Origin of the sequence: Streptomyces sp. NBC_00016, assembly GCF_045040885.1 — a bacterium.
Classification (GTDB): domain Bacteria; phylum Actinomycetota; class Actinomycetes; order Streptomycetales; family Streptomycetaceae; genus Streptomyces; species Streptomyces coriariae.
In genome coordinates, this window is sequence record NZ_CP108304.1 from 5,838,981 (window position 1) to 5,858,670 (window position 19,690).

Annotated in this window: 18 protein-coding genes; 10 read left to right on the plus strand and 8 right to left on the minus strand. The window is 73.0% G+C overall.

What is annotated here, in order from left to right:
- Positions 1 to 15: 15 nt before the first annotated feature.
- The 4 genes from OG933_RS25935 to OG933_RS25950 are packed head-to-tail and all read right to left on the minus strand — an operon-like array spanning position 16 to position 2,334.
- On the minus strand, positions 16 to 390 hold the full coding sequence (locus OG933_RS25935) for a hypothetical protein (RefSeq protein WP_020128504.1): 375 nt from the start codon (positions 388 to 390) through the stop codon (positions 16 to 18).
- A 21-nt stretch (positions 391 to 411) separates the two neighbouring features.
- Positions 412 to 948 carry a roadblock/LC7 domain-containing protein gene (locus tag OG933_RS25940; RefSeq protein ID WP_405629115.1) on the minus strand — a complete coding sequence of 179 codons (537 nt, stop codon included), beginning with the start codon at positions 946 to 948 and terminating at the stop codon, positions 412 to 414.
- A 34-nt stretch (positions 949 to 982) separates the two neighbouring features.
- A complete protein-coding gene (locus tag OG933_RS25945; protein ID WP_405629117.1) occupies positions 983 to 1,900 on the minus strand; it encodes a transcriptional regulator in 918 nt (305 codons plus the stop codon).
- Positions 1,897 to 2,334 carry a hypothetical protein gene (locus OG933_RS25950; RefSeq protein WP_362523826.1) on the minus strand — a complete coding sequence of 146 codons (438 nt, stop codon included), beginning with the start codon at positions 2,332 to 2,334 and terminating at the stop codon, positions 1,897 to 1,899. Before OG933_RS25950 ends, OG933_RS25945 begins: the two co-directional genes overlap by 4 nt.
- A gap of 423 nt (positions 2,335 to 2,757) precedes the next feature.
- Between OG933_RS25950 and hutU the strand changes: the two genes are divergently transcribed.
- The 4 genes from hutU to hutI all read left to right on the plus strand — a co-directional run bounded on the left by hutU (position 2,758) and on the right by hutI (position 8,340).
- Positions 2,758 to 4,422 carry a urocanate hydratase gene (hutU, locus tag OG933_RS25955; RefSeq protein ID WP_362523828.1) on the plus strand — a complete coding sequence of 555 codons (1,665 nt, stop codon included), beginning with the start codon at positions 2,758 to 2,760 and terminating at the stop codon, positions 4,420 to 4,422.
- Positions 4,423 to 4,565: 143 nt separating this feature from the next.
- Positions 4,566 to 5,768 (plus strand): allantoate amidohydrolase, encoded by a 1,203-nt coding sequence (locus OG933_RS25960; RefSeq protein ID WP_405633512.1) that lies wholly within the window; start codon positions 4,566 to 4,568, stop codon positions 5,766 to 5,768.
- Positions 5,765 to 7,114: a formimidoylglutamate deiminase gene (locus OG933_RS25965; protein ID WP_362523830.1), complete on the plus strand. Its 1,350-nt coding sequence runs from the start codon at positions 5,765 to 5,767 to the stop codon at positions 7,112 to 7,114. The genes OG933_RS25960 and OG933_RS25965 overlap by 4 nt, the downstream gene beginning before the upstream one ends.
- Positions 7,115 to 7,152: 38 nt before the next feature.
- The gene (gene hutI / locus OG933_RS25970) at positions 7,153 to 8,340 is read left to right on the plus strand and encodes an imidazolonepropionase (protein WP_405629118.1); all 1,188 of its coding nucleotides are present in this window, start codon (positions 7,153 to 7,155) and stop codon (positions 8,338 to 8,340) included.
- On the opposite strand, the gene OG933_RS25975 is transcribed toward hutI, so the two are convergent.
- The 3 genes from OG933_RS25975 to OG933_RS25985 all read right to left on the minus strand — a co-directional run bounded on the left by OG933_RS25975 (position 8,280) and on the right by OG933_RS25985 (position 12,181).
- Positions 8,280 to 9,317 (minus strand): DMT family transporter, encoded by a 1,038-nt coding sequence (locus tag OG933_RS25975; RefSeq protein WP_362523834.1) that lies wholly within the window; start codon positions 9,315 to 9,317, stop codon positions 8,280 to 8,282. The genes hutI and OG933_RS25975 overlap by 61 nt on opposite strands.
- A 140-nt stretch (positions 9,318 to 9,457) precedes the next feature.
- Positions 9,458 to 11,035, minus strand: a complete 1,578-nt coding sequence (locus OG933_RS25980; protein WP_405629120.1) for a ricin-type beta-trefoil lectin domain protein — start codon at positions 11,033 to 11,035, stop codon at positions 9,458 to 9,460.
- A gap of 210 nt (positions 11,036 to 11,245) precedes the next feature.
- Positions 11,246 to 12,181 (minus strand): RNA polymerase sigma factor SigF, encoded by a 936-nt coding sequence (locus OG933_RS25985; RefSeq protein ID WP_362523838.1) that lies wholly within the window; start codon positions 12,179 to 12,181, stop codon positions 11,246 to 11,248.
- 239 nt (positions 12,182 to 12,420) lie between these two features.
- Here OG933_RS25985 and OG933_RS25990 point away from each other — a divergent pair, with 239 nt between their 5' ends.
- From OG933_RS25990 to OG933_RS26015, 6 genes are all read left to right on the plus strand, one after another.
- Positions 12,421 to 12,816 (plus strand): STAS domain-containing protein, encoded by a 396-nt coding sequence (locus OG933_RS25990; RefSeq protein WP_405629121.1) that lies wholly within the window; start codon positions 12,421 to 12,423, stop codon positions 12,814 to 12,816.
- A 202-nt stretch (positions 12,817 to 13,018) separates the two neighbouring features.
- Positions 13,019 to 13,567, plus strand: a complete 549-nt coding sequence (locus OG933_RS25995; protein WP_028806640.1) for an ATP-binding protein — start codon at positions 13,019 to 13,021, stop codon at positions 13,565 to 13,567.
- Positions 13,568 to 14,061: 494 nt separating this feature from the next.
- On the plus strand, positions 14,062 to 14,772 hold the full coding sequence (locus tag OG933_RS26000) for an LPXTG cell wall anchor domain-containing protein (RefSeq protein ID WP_267022759.1): 711 nt from the start codon (positions 14,062 to 14,064) through the stop codon (positions 14,770 to 14,772).
- A gap of 31 nt (positions 14,773 to 14,803) precedes the next feature.
- Entirely contained in the window at positions 14,804 to 15,640 is an 837-nt protein-coding gene (locus OG933_RS26005) for a hypothetical protein (RefSeq protein ID WP_405629124.1), read from the plus strand.
- Positions 15,637 to 16,743, plus strand: coding sequence for a hypothetical protein (locus OG933_RS26010; protein ID WP_362523841.1), 1,107 nt, complete (start codon positions 15,637 to 15,639; stop codon positions 16,741 to 16,743). Before OG933_RS26005 ends, OG933_RS26010 begins: the two co-directional genes overlap by 4 nt.
- Positions 16,744 to 16,811: 68 nt before the next feature.
- Positions 16,812 to 18,083 (plus strand): hypothetical protein, encoded by a 1,272-nt coding sequence (locus OG933_RS26015; protein ID WP_405633514.1) that lies wholly within the window; start codon positions 16,812 to 16,814, stop codon positions 18,081 to 18,083.
- Between the two features lie 78 nt (positions 18,084 to 18,161).
- Here OG933_RS26015 and OG933_RS26020 read toward each other — a convergent pair whose 3' ends face one another.
- On the minus strand, positions 18,162 to 19,658 hold the full coding sequence (locus OG933_RS26020) for an oligopeptide:H+ symporter (protein WP_405629126.1): 1,497 nt from the start codon (positions 19,656 to 19,658) through the stop codon (positions 18,162 to 18,164).
- Positions 19,659 to 19,690: the final 32 nt, after the last annotated feature.

The following is a 19,690-nucleotide window of genomic DNA, read 5'->3' on the forward strand; positions in this document are numbered from 1 at the left end:
GTCCGGCCGGTCGGGCTATACCTCGAGGTCCTCCTCGATCTTCTTCAACTGGTGGCGGGCCATCGCCAGGTTGGCCCGCTTGGCGTCGAGGACCAGGTACATGAAGAGCCCGTTGCCGCCGCGGCCGCTGATCAGCCGGATCAGGTGGTACTGGTCGTTCAGCGTGATCAGGATGTCCTCGATCTGGCCCTTGAGTCCGAGGTGCTCCATGGTGCGCATCTTGGCGCGCACCACGTCGGTGTTCCCGGCGGCGGCGACGTTCAGGTCGAAGGTCTTGCTGCCGCCCATCGTGCCCAGCGCCATGCCGCTGGTGTAGTCGACGAGCGCCACTCCGGTCGCGCCCTCGATCGAGGCGAGACACTCTTTCAGTGTGGTTTCGGTGTTGGCCATGCTGTGCTCCTCGGTTCCTTCTCAACTTTCCGTGGTGGTGCGCGCGTTGGTGGTGGCCGATCCGCGCGCCGATCTGGTCCGTACGATGGGTGGCTTGGCGGGCGTCCGGACGGGCGCCTTCGTGGGGGTCTTCGCCGGCGCCCTGGCCGGTGGCGGGGCGGCGGCCTTGGCCTCCCGCGCCTTCGCCTCCCGCGCGTCGACGAGCTCCCCGATGCGGGCCCCGGCCCGGCGGCCCTCCAGATGCAGCCGGCCGACGTTGACGCGGTCCTGCGCGAGCAGGGTCAGCACGGCGCTCTCACCGGCCGCGTAGGTCGCGACGTAGCCGTAGACCCCGCGCACGAGCAGCTCGCGGAAGTCGCCCTGGCCGGTGGTGTCCGCCATCCGCACCGCGACGCCGAGGGCGGCGGCGGTCAGGGCGGCCACCACCTCCGGCTCCACGCCGGGCGTGTCGTGGGCGAGGACGAGACCGTCCACGCCGGCCGTCAGGGCGCCGGTCAGCTGGGGCACCCGGGCCCGCAGCCGCCGGAGTTCGTCGAGTATCTCTGGCTCGGACACCATCAGCTCGCTCCTCTCGGCGCGCGGTCGCTGCCGTTCAAAGGGCCTCCAGCGCATCCCTGAGCCTCTTCAGCAAGGTGATGTCGGGGTCGTTGACACGGGGCAGGGTGATGCCCGGTGGCGGGTCGGGGTCGGGGGCGACGGGACTCATGGCGGGACCTGCGGCCGGCCCGGGGTGGAGCGGGGGCGCGGCCGGCGGCGGGCGGTGCTGCCGGGGCGGCGGGAAGAGGGCGGTCAGCAGCCCCGCCGCCGCCAGCCGCCGGACGTCCACCAGGGTGTGGAAGGCCTGCCGGCCCAGCGCCCGGGCTATGTCCGACGCGGTGCGTACGCCGTCCACCGAGGCGAGCACCGCGCTCTGCCGCGCGGTCGGGGCGGGCGCCGCGACGGTCTCGGCCCGCCGCAGCGGCGCCCCGTCGGTCAGCGGGTCCGGCCACAGCCGGTGCAGCAGCTCACGCCGGCGCAGCGTCTCGCGCTCGACCGCCTCGACCGGGACCGGCCGGAGCGTGCCCAGCCAGTGCCCGGCGCCGTACCGGAAGCGGCCGGGAGTGCTGCTGGGGGTGAGCGCGAAGTACGCCGCGTCGAAGACCGCCTCCAGATGGCACAGTTCCAGCGCGCCGCGCGGGACGCGGCCGGCGTCGAGCAGCAGCCGGGCGACGCCGTACTCCTCGTCGGCACGGTCCACCGCGTCCTGCCAGACGGCGGGGGCGAGGGTGCCGTGGGCCAGGAGGAGCACGTCGAGGCCCGGGGCGAGGGGGCTCTCGGCGTGCACCACTCGGCCCTCGGCGAGGTAGAGCGAGCCGCGCTCCCGCTCCAGGACACCGGTCGCCCGTTCGGCCGCGAGCCGGGTCAGCATCGGCGACAGTCCGCCGCCGCGCTCCCGGGCCGCCGACTTCTCCCGCACGGGCAGCCGGGGCGGCGGGGTCGTCCCCTGCGGGGTCGTTCTCACCGCGGTCACCCCAGCACCAGCCGTCCGGCCATCTCGCCCAGCCGGATCCGGGCCAGCGCGAGGTTGCCGTCCGGCCGGGCCAGCCACACGTGCAGGAACACGCTGCTGTCGAAGGACGTCGGTACGAAGCGGAGCACGTGGTAGCTGTCCCGGTTGCTGATGATCAGGTCCTCGACCGGAGGATCGGCGACCCCGCCCCCGCTCCCCTGGCCGTCGTGGCCGTCCTGGCTGTCGCGACGGTCGTGGCCATCGGGTGCGAACGCCCGTTGCTCGGCCGTGAGCCGGGCCACCTCGGCCGCCTCGGCGGCCGCCGCCTCGTGGTCGCCGCCGGGGAACTCCCCGACCGCGCCCAGGGCCAGCCCACTGGTCCAGTCGACCAGCGCGGCACCCCGGGCACCGGGCAGCCGCATGGCCTCCAGGAGACACTCGTCGATTCCGGGCACCGTTGGGCTCCCCTCCCGCCTTCGGTTCGGCTGAGTGATGAAGAAGCTACGCAACGTAGGCGTCGAGGGGTGAGTCTTCTGGCATTTTCCAGCGGAACATGCGGCGGGGCGGCTAACGTGGGTCGACTGACCCCGTTTCGGGCCGAATCGGCGCCCCATGCGCCCCTTCTCCACCGTTCAACACCGGCCCACCGGCGCGCGTCAACGGCGCGCATGTCCACGCGGGGTGGTGAACGCGAAAACGCGCGCCCCCTTCTCCGTGCAGGTCGGTTAGGCCGGGCAGGTCGCTTCCGCACGCCGTGGTCCCGGGGTCATGACGCGATGTCATGGCCCCGATGTATTGACTAGTCCTATTCATCGAGTCAGGATGTGAATAACAACAGCAACAACCGCCGGGATCACCCATCCGCAAGGAGGCAGACCATGTCAGGACCCCGCCCCGTACGAGCGCCACGCGGTACGGAACTGAGCGCCCTGGGATGGCAGCAGGAAGCCGCCCTGCGGATGCTCCAGAACAACCTCGACCCCGAGGTCGCCGAGCACCCCGACAAGCTCGTCGTCTACGGCGGCACGGGCAAGGCGGCCCGCGACTGGCGCTCCTTCGACGCGATGGTCCGCACGCTCAGGACCCTCAAGCAGGACGAGACCATGCTGGTGCAGTCCGGCCGCCCGGTCGGCGTCATGCAGACCCACGAGTGGGCCCCGCGTGTCCTCATCGCCAACTCCAACCTCGTCGGCGACTGGGCCAACTGGGAGGAGTTCCGCCGGCTGGAGCAGCTGGGTCTGACCATGTACGGCCAGATGACCGCCGGTTCCTGGATCTACATCGGCACCCAGGGCATCCTCCAGGGCACCTACGAGACCTTCGCCGCCGTCGCCGCCAAGAAGTTCTCCGGCACCCTCGCCGGCACGATCACCCTCACCGCCGGACTCGGCGGCATGGGCGGCGCCCAGCCGCTCGCCGTCACGATGAACGACGGCGTGGCGATCTGTATCGACTGCGACCCGCGCGCCATCGAGCGCCGCATCGAGCACCGCTACCTGGACGTCAGGGCCGACAACCTGGACCACGCGCTCCAGCTGGCCGTCGAGGCCCGCGACCAGCGCAAGCCGCTCTCCATCGGCCTCCTCGGCAACGCCGCCGAGCTCGTCCCGCAGCTGCTCGCGATGGGCGCCCCCATCGACATCGTCACCGACCAGACCTCCGCCCACGACCCGCTCGCCTACCTGCCGACCGGGATCGCCTTCGAGGACATGGCCGACGCCGCCGAGAAGGACCCGGCCGGCTTCACCACCCGGGCCCGCGAGTCGATGGCGAAGCACGTCGAGGCGATGGTCGGCTTCATGGACGCCGGCGCCGAGGTCTTCGACTACGGCAACTCCATTCGCGGCGAGGCCCAACTCGCCGGATACGACCGCGCGTTCGCCTTCCCGGGCTTCGTCCCCGCCTATATCCGCCCGCTGTTCTGCGAGGGCAAGGGCCCCTTCCGCTGGGCGGCGCTCTCCGGGGACCCGGCCGACATCGCCAAGACCGACAGGGCGATGCTCGACCTCTTCCCGGAGAACGAGTCCCTGGCCCGCTGGATCAAGCTGGCCGGTGAGCGCGTCCACTTCCAGGGCCTGCCCGCCCGTATCTGCTGGCTCGGCTACGGCGAGCGCGACAAGGCCGGCGAGCGCTTCAACGACATGGTGGCGTCGGGCGAGCTGGCGGCCCCGCTGGCCATCGGCCGCGACCACCTCGACTGCGGTTCCGTCGCCTCCCCGTACCGCGAGACCGAGGCGATGCTCGACGGCTCCGACGCGATCGCCGACTGGCCCCTGCTGAACGCCATGGTCAACGTGGCCTCCGGGGCGTCCTGGGTGTCGATCCACCACGGCGGCGGCGTCGGCATGGGCCGCTCCATCCACGCCGGCCAGGTCTCCGTGGCGGACGGCACCAAGCTCGCCGGCGAGAAGATCCGCCGCGTCCTCACCAACGACCCCGGCATGGGCGTCATCCGGCACGTGGACGCCGGGTACGACATCGCGGAATCGGTCGCGGACGAGCGGGGCGTGCGGGTGCCCATGCGTGAAGGTGACGACGCGTGACCTTTCCGGGAGACGAGCGGGGCGGCAACGGTCCGGCGGGGGCCGAGCCCTCGTCGCCGACCGCGGGTTCGGCCGTGCCCACCGGTTCCGCCCCGCGGACCGACGGCCCACAGCCGGTGGCGGCTCGTGCGTCCTTCCAGGAGATGTGGCGTGAACTGGCCCCCATCGGCCGGCACTCCGAGTCCCGCGGCTACCGCCGCTACGCCTGGACCGGCGCCGACACCGACTGCCGGGAGTGGTTCAGGGAACAGGCCGAGGCACGGGGCCTGACGTACGAGACCGACCGCAACGGCAACCAGTGGGCGTGGCTCGGGGACCCGGCGGCCGGCGACGCCGTCGTCACCGGTTCACATCTCGACTCGGTGCCGGACGGCGGTGCCTTCGACGGACCCCTGGGCGTGGTGTCCTCCTTCGCCGCGCTCGACGAACTCCGCGCGCGGGACGTCACGTTCACCAAGCCGCTCGCTCTCGTCAACTTCGGTGACGAGGAGGGCGCCCGCTTCGGACTCGCCTGTGTCGGCTCCCGGCTCACCGCGGGCCGGCTCACCGTGGAGCAGGCCCACCGGCTCACCGACGGCGACGGGATCACCCTCCCGCGGGCCATGGAGGCCGCCGGCCACGACCCCGACGCCATCGGCGCGGACCCGGAGCGGCTCGCCCGGATCGGCGCCTTCGTGGAACTGCACGTGGAGCAGGGGCGCGCCCTCGACCTGAGCGGCGACCGGGTCGGCCTGGCCAGTGCCATCTGGCCGCACGGACGCTGGCGGTTCGACTTCCGGGGCGAGGCCAACCACGCCGGCACCACCCGCCTCGTGGACCGGCGCGACCCGATGCTGCCGTACGCCGAGACCGTGCTGGCCGCCCGCCGCGAGGCCCGGCTCGCGGGCGCCGTCGCCACGTTCGGCAAGATCTCCGTCGAGCCGAACGGCGTCAACGCCATCCCCTCCCTGGTGCGCGGCTGGCTCGACTCCCGCGCCGCCGACCAGGCCGCTCTCGACACCGTGGTCGGCGGTGTGGAGAAGGCCGCCCGCGAGTACGCCGAGGGCCACGGCATCGACCTGGACGTCGTCCGTGAGTCGTTCACGCCCGTCGTCGAGTTCGACCACGCCCTGCGCGACGAACTCGCCCGCATCCTCGGCAGCGACACGGACCTCAAGGTCCCGGTCCTGGGCACCGGCGCCGGACACGACGCCGGAATCCTCTCCGGGACCATCCCGACCGCCATGCTGTTCGTGCGCAACCCCACGGGCGTCTCGCACTCCCCGGCCGAGTTCGCCGCCGAGGACGACTGCGTGGCCGGGGTGCACGCCCTCGCCGACGTACTGGAAGGACTGGCCTGCCGGTGACCCCCACGCAGCGGACACGGACGTACTGGCTGGAGCACGCCTGGCTCGGCACGAACGTCGAGCCGGGCGTCGCCCTGGAGGTGACGGACGGCCGCATCACCGCCGTCCGGACGGGCGTCGACACCCCGCCGCCCGGCGCCGAGATCCTGCGCGGCCTCACCCTGCCCGGCCTGGCGAACGCCCACAGCCACGCCTTCCACCGGGCCCTGCGCGGCACCGTCCAGGTCGGCTCCGGCACCTTCTGGACCTGGCGCGAGGTCATGTACTCCGTCGCCGACCGGCTCACCCCGGACACCTATCACCAGCTGGCCCGTGCCGTGTACGCCGAGATGGCGCTGGCCGGCATCACCGCCGTCGGTGAGTTCCACTACCTGCACCACGCGCCCGGCGGCACCCCCTACGCCGATCCCAACGCCATGGGCGAGGCCCTGATCGAGGCCGCCGCCGAAGCCGGTGTCCGGATCACCCTCCTCGACACCGCCTATCTGTCCGCCGGCTTCGGACAGCCCCCCAACGCCCACCAGCTCCGCTTCTCCGACGGCGACGCGGACGCCTGGGCCGCACGCTGTTCACTTCTCAAGGAACGGGATCACGCGAGGATCGGGGCGGCGATCCACTCCGTACGGGCCGTGCCCGCCGGGCAACTGGCGACGGTGGCGCGCTGGGCCGAGGAGCGCCGGGCGCCGCTGCATGTGCACCTGTCCGAGCAGACCGCCGAGAACGACGCCTGCCGCGCGGCCCACGGCCGCACGCCCACGCAACTGCTCGCCGAGCACGGCGTCCTCGGACCGCGTACCACCGGCGTCCACAACACCCATCTCACCGACGAGGACATCGCCCTCCTCGGCCGCTCCGCGACCGGCACCTGCATGTGCCCGACGACCGAACGGGACCTCGCCGACGGCATCGGCCCGGCCGTCGCCCTCCAGGCCGCGGGCTCCCCGCTCTCCCTCGGCTCCGACAGCCACGCCGTCATCGACCTGCTCGAAGAGGCCCGCGCGATGGAGCTGAACGAGCGGCTGCGCACCCGCACCCGGGGCCACTGGACGGCGGCCGCCCTGCTGCGAGCCGCCTCCGCCGACGGCCACGCGGCCCTCGGCAACCCGGACGCGGGCACCCTGGAGACCGGCGCGGCCGCCGACTTCACGACCATCGCGCTCGACTCGGTCAGGACGGCGGGACCGGTGCCCAGGCTCGGCGCCGAGACGGCCGTATTCGCGGCGACCGCGGCGGACGTACGCCATACGGTCGTCGCCGGGCGTCACGTCGTACGCGACGGGGCGCACACGCTCGTACCGGATGTGCCGCAGGCCCTCGCGCGGGCCGTGGCAGCCCTGCACGCCTAGCGACCACCACCGGCTCCCGCCCCCACGAGGACACGACGATGAGCAGCAGCACCGGCACGACCACCGTCATCACGAACATCGCCACGCTGGTCACCAACGACCCCTCCCTCGGCGACACTTCCCCGCTCGGTCTGGTCCGGGACGCGGCCGTCGTCATCGAGGGCGACCGCGTCGTGTGGACCGGTGAATCAAGCAAAGCACCCGCCACTGACAACCGGGTCGACGCCGGCGGCCGGGCGGTCCTCCCGGGCTTCGTCGACTCCCACTCCCACCTGGTCTTCGCGGGCGACCGCACCGAGGAGTTCAACGCCCGGATGTCGGGCCGCGGTTACACGGCGGGCGGCATCCGCACGACGGTGGCGGCCACCCGGGCGGCCACCGACGGGGAACTGGAGGCGAACCTCACCCGTTTCCTCTCCGAGGCGCTGCGCCAGGGCACCACGACCTTCGAGACCAAGTCGGGCTACGGCCTGACGGTCGCCGACGAGGCCCGCGCCCTGCGCCTCGCCGCCCGGCACACCGACGAGGTCACCTACCTCGGCGCGCACATCGTCTCTCCCGACTACGCCGACGACCCGGCCGGCTACGTGGCCCTGGTCACAGGCGAGATGCTCGACGCCTGCGCCCCGCACGCCCGCTGGATCGACGTCTTCTGCGAGAAGGGCGCCTTCGACGGCGACCAGGCCCGCGCGATCCTCACCGCGGGCAGGGCGAAGGGACTGCACCCTCGCATCCACGCCAACCAGCTCTCCTACGGGCCCGGCGTGCAGCTGGCGGTCGAGCTGGACGCGGCCAGCGCCGACCACTGCACCCACCTCACGGACGCGGACGTGGACGCCCTCGCGAGCGGTGAAACGGTCGCCACGCTGCTGCCCGGCGCCGAGTTCTCCACCCGGGCCGAGTGGCCGGACGCGCGCCGGCTGCTGGACGCGGGCGTCACCGTGGCCCTCTCCACGGACTGCAACCCCGGCTCGTCCTTCACCTCGTCGGTGCCGTTCTGCATCGCGCTCGCGGTGCGGGACATGGGGATGACACCCGACGAGGCGGTGTGGGCGGCGACCGCCGGCGGTGCCGCGGCCCTGCGCCGCACGGACGTGGGCCGCGTGGCCCCCGGCGCCCGTGCCGACCTGACCCTCCTGGACGCCCCGAGCCACGTCCACCTGGCCTACCGGCCCGGCGTGCCGCTCGTCTCGGGGGTGTGGCGGCGCGGCGTACGGGTCGTCTGAGCCGACCCCGGCCCCTTGTCCCGGTCCGCCACCGTCCGACCCCATCCGGTGCCGAGGAGCACGAGCACCGCGCCCACGAAGCCGAGCCACCCCGGCCGGTCCCCGGCCAGCGCGATGCCCACGGCCGCCGCCCACACCGGCTCGGTGCCCAGCAGCAGACTGACCCGGGACGGCGACGTGCGGCGGACCGCCCACATCTGGACGAAGAACGCGAACAGCGTGCAGAACACGGAGAGGTAGACCAGCCCCAGCCAGTCGCCGCCGTCGAAGTCCGCCGCGGCCGCCCACGGTGAGGCACCCGCCCCCGGCAGCGCCACCAGCACCGCGAACACGGCCACCGCGGAGCCCAGTTGGACCGTCGTCAGCGACAGCGCGTCGGCGCCGCGTACCGAGTCCATGCGCGCCATGGCCAGCACGTGCACGGTGCGGGCGACGGCCGCCCCCAGCATCAGCAGATCGCCGCCGGACGGAGCGGTGAACCCGGCGCCCTGCGTCAGCAGCGCCACGCCGAGCACCGACAGCCCCGCCGCCGCCATGAACGCCCCCGGCAGCCGCACCCCGCGCACCCGGCTCTCCGCGAGCGGCGTGAACACCATGGTCAGGCTGATGATCAGCCCGGCGTTGGTCGCGGAGGTGTGCACGACGCCGTAGGTCTCCAGCAGGAAGATCCCGGCCAGGATCAGCCCCAGCACCCCGGCCCCGCGCCACTGCGGCCCGCTCAGCGCGCGCAGCCGCCGCCACCCCACGACCACCAGTACCGGCAGCACCACGGCGAACCGCAGCACCAGCACGGCCGGCACGGTGTCCGCCGTGGTGACGCCCTTGGCGGCGAGATAACTGGAACCCCAGACGACGGCGACGAGCAGCACGGGAAGATCGGCGAGCCGCCCGAGCGCGGAGGAACCGGCAGCCGGGGCCGGCGAGCCAGGGGCGGGCGAGGCAGGTGCGGAGGCAGCGGAGGCAGGGGAGTCGGGCATGGGGCTCCTCATGAGCAGATGACGCGGCTGGCCCAGCGGCTCTGCTGGTCAGAGGGCTGGGCCAGCGTAGTCACCGACGCCAGTCCGGCCAGAGGGTTTTCAGCATGAGGACACCCGACGGCGGGGACCACGTCCCGTGCTCAGGCCGCCCCGGCCCGCCACAACTGGTCCCCGTCCTCGTCCAGCGGTTCCAGCGACACCCCGCCGCCCACGTCCGCCGTCAGCGCCGTCAGGATCGCGATCGCCGGGCGGACGGTCCCGTCGCCGTCCACGGTGAACCGCAGGTTCGCCCCGTGATCGCCGTCCACGGAGGCGCACTCCCACACCCCCACGCCCTTGTCCACGGACCCCCTGCTGTCCAGACAGAAGTCCTGGTCGGCGTACGACTGGAGCACCCCGCGCGCCGCGTCCACCCGCCACCGCTGGCTGGGCGAGCCGGAACACGGGGCCGTCACCACGTCCGTGCCGTTGTCGAAGTCGCCCGCCACCTCCAGGCAGCGCCCGCTGTCCACGTTCACGACCTGGGCGAACGTCCCACCGGGCGCGCGGGTCGGTGACGGCGTGGGCTTCGGCTCCGGCGGGGCGCTCGTGCGGGAGGGGGACGGACTCGGCGTCGGCGACGGCGAAGGGGAGGCAGGGGAGGAGGCGGGCGGCGCCGAAACCGTCGCCGTCACGGTCACCGGCGGGACCACCGACGGCCCGGTGACGACGGCTCCCGCCGCGTCCTGCGAGTCGCCCGAGCCGCCCGAGGTCAGCAGCAGAGCCACCGCCAAGGGCACCACCGCCACCCCCAACGCGGCCGAGGCCAGCGCCACCCGCCGCGACGGGCGTCTCGCGACCGTCGGTCCCCGGCCGCCGGACGGCTGCCGGTCGTCCCTCACGTACGCCGACCCGCCCCACACCAGCAACCCCTCCGCCAGCGCCCCGCGAGGATCGTCGCGCAGCGCGCACTGTTCCTCGTAGGCGGTCGCGCAGTGCGGGCAGTGCGCCCGGTGGGCTTCGAGGTCGGGGCTGTGCCGCGGGGCGTCCGGTCGTACGGACTGCTCGATCAGCCGGCGGAAGTCCCCGCAGCGCGGGTCGTCGGAGGCGGCGAGCCGGTGCCGGAGGCAGGCCTGGGCCAGGAGGTGCAGGGCGGGCCCCGTGCCGTACGTGACGTCCTCGGGGGTCAGGCCGAGCAGCGTGGCCGTCCGTGCCACGGGCTCGCGTTCCACGACGCCGTACCAGACGAGGCCCTGCGTGCGGGAGGGCAGGGAACGGAACGCGGCGAGCAGCGGCGGCACCGGGCCGCCGGGGGCCGCCGTGTTGAGGACGAGCAGCAGTCCCGCGTCCAGACCGCCGGCCCGGTCGTCGAGGGCCCAGTCGGTGGCCACCTGCCCGGACAGCAGCAGCAGGCGGTGGCGCCAGGACCCGCCGGGGTCGTTGCCGCGGGCGGTCTCCCGGGCGGCGAGGGTGAACGCTTCGGCCGCGAGGCGCCGCGCCGCCGGTTCGCCGGTCGTGCAGCGGCGGGCGTAGGCCAGGACGGCGGGCTGGTGGCGGGCGCGGAGCGCGCGCAGCGCCGGGTACGCGGCGGCGGGGGCGGCGCGGAGCCGGTCGGTGAGGTACGCGTCCGGGACGTCGGCGCTCACGTCGCCGCCGTCGTGACCGTCACGGTGACCGCCGCCGTGACCGCCGTCGTTACCGTCACCGTTTCCGCCGCCGTCCACGTCGGCACGGGCCATGGGGGTCGCCTCCTCGCCGGATGCGCGGTGTGCCGCGCCCGGTTGCTGACGTACCGGTCAGTCTGTGGTGGAGGTGACCCTAGTGGCCCAAGGGGTTCCGTGGGGAGGTTTCCGGGGGTAACGAGAGGGTGCGTGAGAGAGGGCGGAGGCGAGGGGCCGGTGACACCGGCGTCCGTGCCCGGGAGAGCACCCGGACACGGACGGGACGGGTCACTCCTCGACCGTCAGCCCCTTCCGCAGCCGCACCAGGGTCCGCGACAGCAGCCGCGACACGTGCATCTGCGAGATGCCGAGCTCCTCGCCGATCTCCGACTGGGTCAGACCGGCGACGAAGCGGAGCGAGAGTATCTGCCGGTCGCGGGACGGGAGTTCCGCGATCAGCGGCTTCAGCGACTCCACGTACTCGATGCCTTCGAGTCCGTGGTCCTCGTAGCCGATGCGGTCGGCGAGGGCGCCTTCGGAGTCGTCCTCCTCCGGCTGCGCGTCCAGCGACGAGGCCGTGTACGCGTTGGACGCGGCCATGCCCTCGACGACCTCCTCGTTGGAGATGCCGAGACGCTCGGCCAGCTCCACGACGGTGGGCGCCCGGTCGAGCTTCTGGGCCAGTTCGTCGCCCGCCTTGGCCAGGTCGAGCCGGAGCTCCTGGAGCCGGCGCGGGACGCGCACCGACCACGAGGTGTCGCGGAAGAAGCGCTTGATCTCGCCGATGATGGTTGGCATTGCGAAGGTCGGGAACTCGACGCCGCGCGACAGCTCGAAGCGGTCGATCGCCTTGATCAGGCCGATGGTGCCGACCTGGATGATGTCCTCCATCGGCTCACTGCGGGAGCGGAACCGGGAGGCGGCGAACTTGACCAGGGCGAGGTTCAGTTCGACGAGGGTGTTGCGGACGTACGAGTACGCGTACGTGCCCTCTTCGAGGGATTCGAGCCGTGCGAACAGGGTCTTGGACAGGGCCCGTGCGTCGACGGCTCCGACCTCGTCGTACGGGGGGATCTCCGGAAGTCCGGCGAGGACGTCGGTGGGGTCGACGTCCGGTGCCGCGTCCTGCGCGATGGGTTTCAGATGTTCTTGTTCCGGAGGGGGTGTCGACGTCGCTCCGCGGGTAGGCGGTGCGTCGAGCCGGGGTGACATGATGTCCTCCATCGTTCTCGGCGTATGGCTGCCGAAGCCAGTGAGCGCACTGCGGTGTGCGGCGCCTCCAAAGCCGGCCGTGTCGGTTACGTGCTTCTACTAGCCCTACCCGCTTTACTTGCCCCGCCGCAAGTGCATTTTGTCCGAGTATGTCCGTTTGTGTGTGATTGTTCGGGTGTTGAGGCGCGGGCCGAAGGCGTAGGGTGCGAGGGCGTCAGGAAGCAGTCAACGACCCCAGGAGAAGAGACGGCATGGACCGCGGGACGGTCGGCAGCGCACAGTCTGGCCGGCTTCTGGTCGAGGTGCGGCAAGAGGGCTCCAGCGCCGTGGTGACCCCGGTGGGTGAGTTGGATCACCACACCGCCGATCTGTTGCGTGAGCCACTCGAGGACTGCCTCTCCAAGGGGCTCAGTCGCCTGGTGGTGGACTGCACCCGTTTGGAGTTCTGCGACTCCACCGGGCTCAACGTGCTGCTCGGCGCCCGCCTGAAGGCGGAAGCGGCCGGCGGCGGGGTCCATCTGGCGGGCATGCTGCCCGTGGTGGCGCGGGTCTTCGAGATCACCGGCGCGGACGCGGTGTTCACCGTGCACGCCACGGTCGAAGAGGCCCTGAGCGACGGGCACGACGAGCGTGACGAGGACGGCTGAGCTTCGTCGTCCGCCGGAAACGGGTGCGAACGGACGTGAACGGGGGGTGTTCCGGCGGTTCTCTCGGGCAGGAGACATCCTGAACCCGAACATGTCGGCGGCAATGCCGACGCGAACGCCGTCCGCCTACGTACAGACCTGCAGTGATCCGACTTGTGAATTGTGAACCGGTGAATCGGGGAATCGGTGAGGTGAAGCGCTGATGAGCACCACCCGGCCTTGTTCGCCGGGCGACCGCGGCCCGGAGCCCGGCGACGCTCCTGGGGCGTCCCAAGCGGGCGCACCGGGAGTCGAGGCCTCCCAAGGGGGCGCGGCGACCGTGGCGTCCGGGTCGCCGGGCGGCCGCCAGGTACGTCGGCTGAGCTTCGACGGCGCCAGCGGGGTCGTCCCGCTCGCCCGCGACTTCGCCCGCCAGGCGCTCTACGCGTGGGCCTGGCTGCCCGCGGCCACCGCCGACCAGCGGGCCGCCGCGGAGGACGTGCTGCTCGTCGTCTCCGAGCTGGTCACCAACGCGTGCCTGCACGCCGAGGGGCCGGACGCGATGGTCCTCACCTGCGACAACAAGGTGATCCGTGTCGAGGTCTCGGACCGCGGCACGGGCCAGCCGGCCCCCCGCACCCCGCACCGGGCGGGCCGCCCCGGCGGCCACGGCATGTTCATCGTCCAGCGTCTCTGCCTGGACTGGGGTGTCGTACGGACCCCGGACATCACGGGCAAGACGGTCTGGGCGGAACTGGGCGCCCCGGCCTGACCACCCCAGGGCCCGGGAACCACCCCCCCCGGGCCCACGGAACCTTCCACCCCGGGCTCACGGAACCTTCCGCCCCGGGCCCACGGAACCTTCCGCCCCTGAGCCCGACTCCCGGGCTACCTGAACCGACTTCAGGACGAGCGCCCCCCCGACCGACCTCAGGGCGAGCGGGCGCCCGGCCGACCACGCCCCCTGGCCGGCTTGCGGCCGCCGCCGGGGCAGCTCCCGGTCGGCCCGGCCCCGGGCTCGGCTCCCGGCCGGTCCCCGGCTCGGCTCCCGGCCGGCGGGACCCCCGGTGCCTCGGTCCGTCGGTCAGGCCGCGGCCGGTGCCGGGCCGGCCGGGTGTTCTCGAAACCCCCTGGATCCACGCGCCGGATCGCCACAACTCCGGCGCGTACGTTCTCTTCCCTCCTCATCGCCCCGGGCGTACCTTGACGGCTCAATCTGATGCCTCGTCAGTAAGGGCGGGGCGGTGGGAGTGAGGGGACGGGACCGTGTCGTACCGGAAGCGAACCGCCGCGCTCGCGACTGCCGCGGCCCTGGCCGGCTCGGCGGTGTGGATGGCCGCCCCCGCGGCCATGGCCGAGGTCGTGAACGTCAACTACGCCTGCAAGACGCCCATCGGCGACAAGAGTGCCGTGTCGCCCATCGACATCAAGGGCGTCAGGAGCGGCAGCGGCTACAAGATCACCATGTCCTGGCAGAAGGGTGTCTCGTCCAGTCCCGTCGAACTCGGCGCGGGCTCCATGAAGCCGAGCGCCACGATCAGACTGGGCGGCGCCGACAGCGGCACCCTCGAGGTCTCCGGCCCCGCCAACCAGGCAGCGATCCCCGAGAACACCCCCATCAAGATCAACGACCTGAGCGGCACGTACACCCCGAAGAAGACCGGCAAGGTCACGTTCACGGCCGGCGTGCTCACCATCAAGGCGCTCGGGACGACCACCACCTGCACACCCACCAACAACGCCGGCCCCTCGCTGACCCTCGACGTGACCGCGTCGGGCGGCGGGAGCAGCACGAGCGGCGGCAGCACGAGCGGCGGCGCCACGAGTGACGGCGGCTCCGGCGGCGGCCTCCCGCAGACCGGCCCCGAGGACTCCGCCATCGCCCTCGGCACCCTCGGCGGCACCGTGCTGCTCGCGGGCGCGGCGGGTGCCCTGTGGCTGACCCGGCGGGGCCGGACGGCACGCGTCCCCCGCTGACCGTCCCCTCGTACGAGTGCTGGAGCCGCCGATGCCGTACGCCGCCGCCCGTGCCCTGCTGCTGACCCTGTCGTTGCCGCTGCTGCTCGCGGCCACCCCGGCCACCCCCGGCGGCTGGTCGGTCGCGCCCTCCGGTGGGGGACGGCCGTCCTTCTACGCGGAGGGCACGCCCGGGGCGGTGCTCCAGGACACGCTCTCCGTGACCAACCGGGGCACGGGGCCGCTCACCGTACGGCTGCGCGCCACCGGCGGCGGGCTCCGGGTCGCCTTCGCGGAACCGGCCCTCGGCATCCCCGCCCGCACCCGCGCCGAGGTGCCCTTCACGGTGACGGTCCCGGCGGACGCGCCGCCCGGCGACCGCGCCGGCCGCCTCCTCGTACGGGACTCCACCGGCCGGGAGTCCGCCGTCCGGCTGCTGATCCGGGTCGGCGGCCCCGAGCTGGCCGCGCTGACCGTCGAGCACGTGGCCGTGCGCGGCGACCGCATCACGTACGAGCTGGTCAACCGCGGCACCACGGCCCTCGTCCCGCGGCTCGCCGTACACGCGGACGGCGTCCTCGGCGCCGTCCTGGACCGCGCCCCGCGCACCCTTCCCGTCCGGCTGCCCCCGGGCCGCCGCCTCACGCTCGACGAACCGTGGACCGACCGTCCGGCCCTGGACGCCGTCACCGTCCGCCTCACGGTGACCGCGCCGGGCGCGGTGCGGGCCACCGGGCGGGCGTCGGCGCGGTTCGTGCCCTGGGGCACGGCGGCGGGCACGGCGGCCGGCGCGCTGGCGGTCGCGGCGGCCGCGGTGGCCGTACGGCGACGCCGACGCGGACGCGCAACGGCCACCAACCGGGCCGCGGCGACGGGAGCACTGACATGACAGGCAAGCCCCGGATCGCGGCGCTGGTGCCGGCCCTGCTGCTGATGCTGCTCCCGCTCTCGCTGCCCTCGGCCGGCCCGGCCGCCGCCGCGCAGGGCAAGCCGGCCGTCACCCTCTCGACGGCGCAGGCGGGCACGGGCGGTTCGATCACCGTCAACGGCACCGGCTGGCGGTCGCGCACGCTGCTGATGCTGCTGATCTGCGGGCAGGCGACACCGGCCCGGGGCGTGGTCGGCGGCACCAACTCCTGTGCCAACGCCGACGGCCGCGCCGTCACCACCGACGCCGACGGCCGTTTCAGCCGGGCCCTGCCGGTGACCGAGCCGCCGGTGCCGTGCCCCTGCGTGGTGCACGTGGCCACCGCGACCGGAGCGAAGGCGCAGGCCGACGCGGTGTTCCAGGTGGCCGGGCACCCGGTCGAACCGCTTCCCGCGCAGACGGCCGGCGGGCGCCTGTCCGTGCTCAGCGACACCCGGCTCGACGGCTCCGGCTCCCTGCTGACCTGGTTCGGCGCGCCGCCCTCCCGCACCCTGGCCTTCACCGTCGGCAACGTGGGCACCGCGGCCGTCGAGAACCCCGTCTTCCAGGTCGGCACCGCCCATGGGGTGTTCTCCCCGCAGTGGGACGAGCGGCAGTGGCACGGCACGCTCGGCCCCGGCGAGAAGACCCGCGTCGAACTGCCCGTCGAACTCACCGCCGGCGCCCACGGCGACTACACCGTCTCCCTCAAGTACGGCGGGAAGGTCCTCGCCGAACAGCCGTGGGGGGTGGGCCGCCCCTGGGGCGTGACCCTGTTCTGGATCCTGCTCTGCCTGGTGGTGCCGGCGGCGGTCTTCCGCATCGGGATGGCGGTGGTGGACCGGGTACGTCCGCGCCACGCCGCCCGACGGCCCTCGCCCGCCCCCGGGCACGGACGCAGGCGCAGGCGCAGGCCGGCGATCGCGCTCCCGGGAACCGAGCCACCCCCCACCCCGAACGCGACCCTGCCGTGGTTCACCCCGGACACCGGTCCGGGCCCGGCGGGCCGGCTCTCCGCACCGCACGAAGACCATCCGACGAGTCCCACGACTCCCACGACTCCCGGCAGGAAGGGATCCACGTGAGTGAGAGAGCCGTATCACCTGACCGTGCGCCCGCGCGGAAGCGAGCGGCAGCGGCGGGCGCCGCCGTCCTGTTGACCGGGGCGGCCGTCCTGCTGGGCGTGAGCGCCGGGCAGGCCCAGGCCGCCGAGGTGGCCTACGCCACCAAGTGCGTTCCGCCCTCGGGCATCGGTCTGCCCGACGTCAACGGCACCACCAAGGTCGAGATCACCGCACCGGCGACGGCGAAGGTCGGCGACACCGTCGACGTCGTCTGGAAGTTCACCCAGGCCGCGTCGAAGAACCCCGACATCATCGACCTGCCCGCGAACTCGGTCCAGCCGTCCGGCACCCTCGAGGCGGCCGGCGCGCAGACCGCCGACATCGCGATGCAGGGGCCGCGCGAGAACCCGGCGATCCCCAAGGGCGGCGCGATGACGCTGTCCGACATGAAGGGCACGCTGAAGCTGACGGCGGCCGGACAGGTGACGCTGACCCCGGACGCGTACGTCGTCAACGCGCTGTCCACGGACACCAAGTGCGCGCCGACGGAGACCGTCCAGCCGGCGGCGACCATCACCGTGACGGCGGGGGAGGGGAGTTCGGGTTCCGGCTCGGCCTCGGCCTCGCCGAGTACGTCCCCCGACCCCTCGCAGAGCCAGAGCCAGTCGCCCTCGGCGAGCGCGTCCGGTACGCCCAGCACCTCCCCTTCGGCGTCCGAGAGCGGCGGTGACGGCGGCCGGACCGACTTCACCGGCAAGGTCGTCGACATCCCCTACACCTGCCAGTCACCGATCGGCGAGAAGAAGGCGACCTCGCCGATCCAGATCAACGCCAAGAAGAACGGCGGGAGTTACGACCTCACCGTGCAGTTCAAGAAATCGGTCATGGACAGCCCGATCGACATCCCGGCCGGCAAGGTGAAGCCGACCATGCAGATCGTGCTGGGCGGCGCGGACGAGGGCTCGGTCACGGTGGAGGGCCCGCTGAACTCCGAGCCCATCCCGCAGAACGAACCGATCGAGATCCCGGACCTCACGGGCGTCTACAAGCCCGGCGCGACCGGTGAGTCCACGCTCTCCCCGGGGGTCCTCACGATCGAGGCCATGGGCACGACCACCACCTGCACCCCGGACAGCACGGCCGTCTCCCTGACGCTGGACACCGCGGAACAGGCGAGCGGCGCGTCCGGCGGCAGTGGCTCCTCGTCGTCCTCGGGCGGGTCCACGTCGACGAGCGGCGGCCTCGCGGAGACGGGCTCCGGCGACCACGGCACCCTGAAGGCGCTGGGCCTGGTCGCGGGTACGGCGATCCTGCTGGGCGGCGCGGTGTTCACGTTCATGCCCAGGAGAAGGGCGAGCTGAGCCGCGCGGGGACGGAACGACGGAGGGCCGTCACGCCACGCGGGTGTGACGGCCCTCCGTCGGGTGCCGGAGCGGACGTCAGTGGACGTCGCCCATGAGCCCCTTGACCTTCTTGCGGTACATCCACACCGCCACACCGGCGATGACGGCGAGCACCGCCTCGAGGGCCACTATGCCCGTCTTGTTGAGGTCGACGCCGGCGATGGACAGCAGGCCGGTCGTGGCGTCACCGGCGGTGACGGCCAGGAACCAGACGCCCATCATCTGCGAGGCGTACTTCGCGGGAGCCATCTTCGTGGTGACCGACAGGCCGACCGGGGAGAGGGTCAGCTCGCCGACGGTCTGCACGAAGTAGATCGCCGCCAGCCACAGCGCGGCCGCCTTGTGACCGCCCTCGGCGATCGACAGCGGGGCCAGGAAGAGGAAGAAGGACGCGCCGACCAGGACGAGACCCATCGCGAACTTCGTCGCGGTGCTCGGCTCCTTGCCGCGCCGGGCCAGGGCCAGCCAGGCCCAGGCGAAGAGCGGGGCCAGGGCCATGATCAGGACCGGGTTGACCGACTGGTACCAGGAGACGGGGAAGTCCCAGCCGAGGACGCTGTTCTTCGCGGACGAGTCGGCGAACAGGGACAGCGTCGAGCCGCCCTGGTCGTAGATCATCCAGAACACGGCGGCGGCGACGAAGAACCAGATGTACGCGGTCAGCTTGGACTGGTCGGCGCGGTCCAGCTCCTTGTCGCGCTTCATCCGGGCGATGACGAGGACCGGGATGACCAGACCGGCGACGGTGATCGGGACCAGCAGCCAGTTCAGCGTGTAGACGCCGGAGACACCGACGACGGCGTAGAAGACGATCGCGACGGCCGCCCAGAACGCGGCCTTCCGCAGGGTGGCCGCCTTCTCCTGCGCGGACAGCGGCGTGGGGACGACGTCCGAGCGGGAGCTCAGGTGGCGGCTGCCGAGCAGGAACTGGGCGAGGCCCAGACCCATGCCGAGCGCGGCCAGCGCGAAGCCCAGGTGCCAGTTGACGTTCTCACCGATGGTGCCGATGATCAGCGGCGCGGCGAACGCGCCCAGGTTGATGCCGATGTAGAAGAGCGTGAAGCCACCGTCGCGGCGCGGGTCGTCGGGCCCGTCGTAGAGGTGGCCGACCATCGTCGAAATGTTGGCCTTGAGCAGGCCGGAGCCGATGGCGACCAGGCCGAGGCCCCCGTAGAAGGTGCCGGCGTTCGGCAGCGCGAGGGTCAGATGGCCGAGCATGATGATCGCGCCGGCGACGGCGACGGTCTTGCGCGGGCCGAGCACGCGGTCCGCGAACCAGCCGCCGGGCAGGGCGAGCAGGTACACGAGCGACAGATAGACCGAGTAGATCGCGGTCGCGGTCGCGGCGCTGAGGTGCAGGCCGCCGGGAGCGACCAGGTACAGCGGGAGCAGGGCCCTCATGCCGTAGTAGGAGAAACGCTCCCACATCTCGGTCATGAAGAGAGTGGCCAGTCCGCGGGGGTGGCCGAAGAAGGTCTTCCCGGAGCCGGGTGTGCCCGGGCGGACCGAGTCCTTCGTCAGGCTGGACGCCATGTCGTTCCTTGCTGCTCGGGACGCGCGCCGCA

Coding starts and splice junctions, on each gene's coding strand:
- OG933_RS26020 (WP_405629126.1), bottom strand. CDS start 19,658: ATGGCGTCCAGCCTGACGAAGGACTCGGTCCGCCCGGGCACACCCGGC.
- OG933_RS25960 (WP_405633512.1), top strand. CDS start 4,566: ATGTGGCGTGAACTGGCCCCCATCGGCCGGCACTCCGAGTCCCGCGGC.
- hutI (WP_405629118.1), top strand. CDS start 7,153: ATGAGCAGCAGCACCGGCACGACCACCGTCATCACGAACATCGCCACG.
- OG933_RS26010 (WP_362523841.1), top strand. CDS start 15,637: ATGACAGGCAAGCCCCGGATCGCGGCGCTGGTGCCGGCCCTGCTGCTG.
- OG933_RS25995 (WP_028806640.1), top strand. CDS start 13,019: ATGAGCACCACCCGGCCTTGTTCGCCGGGCGACCGCGGCCCGGAGCCC.
- hutU (WP_362523828.1), top strand. CDS start 2,758: ATGTCAGGACCCCGCCCCGTACGAGCGCCACGCGGTACGGAACTGAGC.
- OG933_RS25980 (WP_405629120.1), bottom strand. CDS start 11,035: ATGGCCCGTGCCGACGTGGACGGCGGCGGAAACGGTGACGGTAACGAC.
- OG933_RS25985 (WP_362523838.1), bottom strand. CDS start 12,181: ATGGAGGACATCATGTCACCCCGGCTCGACGCACCGCCTACCCGCGGA.
- OG933_RS25990 (WP_405629121.1), top strand. CDS start 12,421: ATGGACCGCGGGACGGTCGGCAGCGCACAGTCTGGCCGGCTTCTGGTC.
- OG933_RS25975 (WP_362523834.1), bottom strand. CDS start 9,317: ATGCCCGACTCCCCTGCCTCCGCTGCCTCCGCACCTGCCTCGCCCGCC.
- OG933_RS26005 (WP_405629124.1), top strand. CDS start 14,804: ATGCCGTACGCCGCCGCCCGTGCCCTGCTGCTGACCCTGTCGTTGCCG.
- OG933_RS25940 (WP_405629115.1), bottom strand. CDS start 948: ATGGTGTCCGAGCCAGAGATACTCGACGAACTCCGGCGGCTGCGGGCC.
- OG933_RS25935 (WP_020128504.1), bottom strand. CDS start 390: ATGGCCAACACCGAAACCACACTGAAAGAGTGTCTCGCCTCGATCGAG.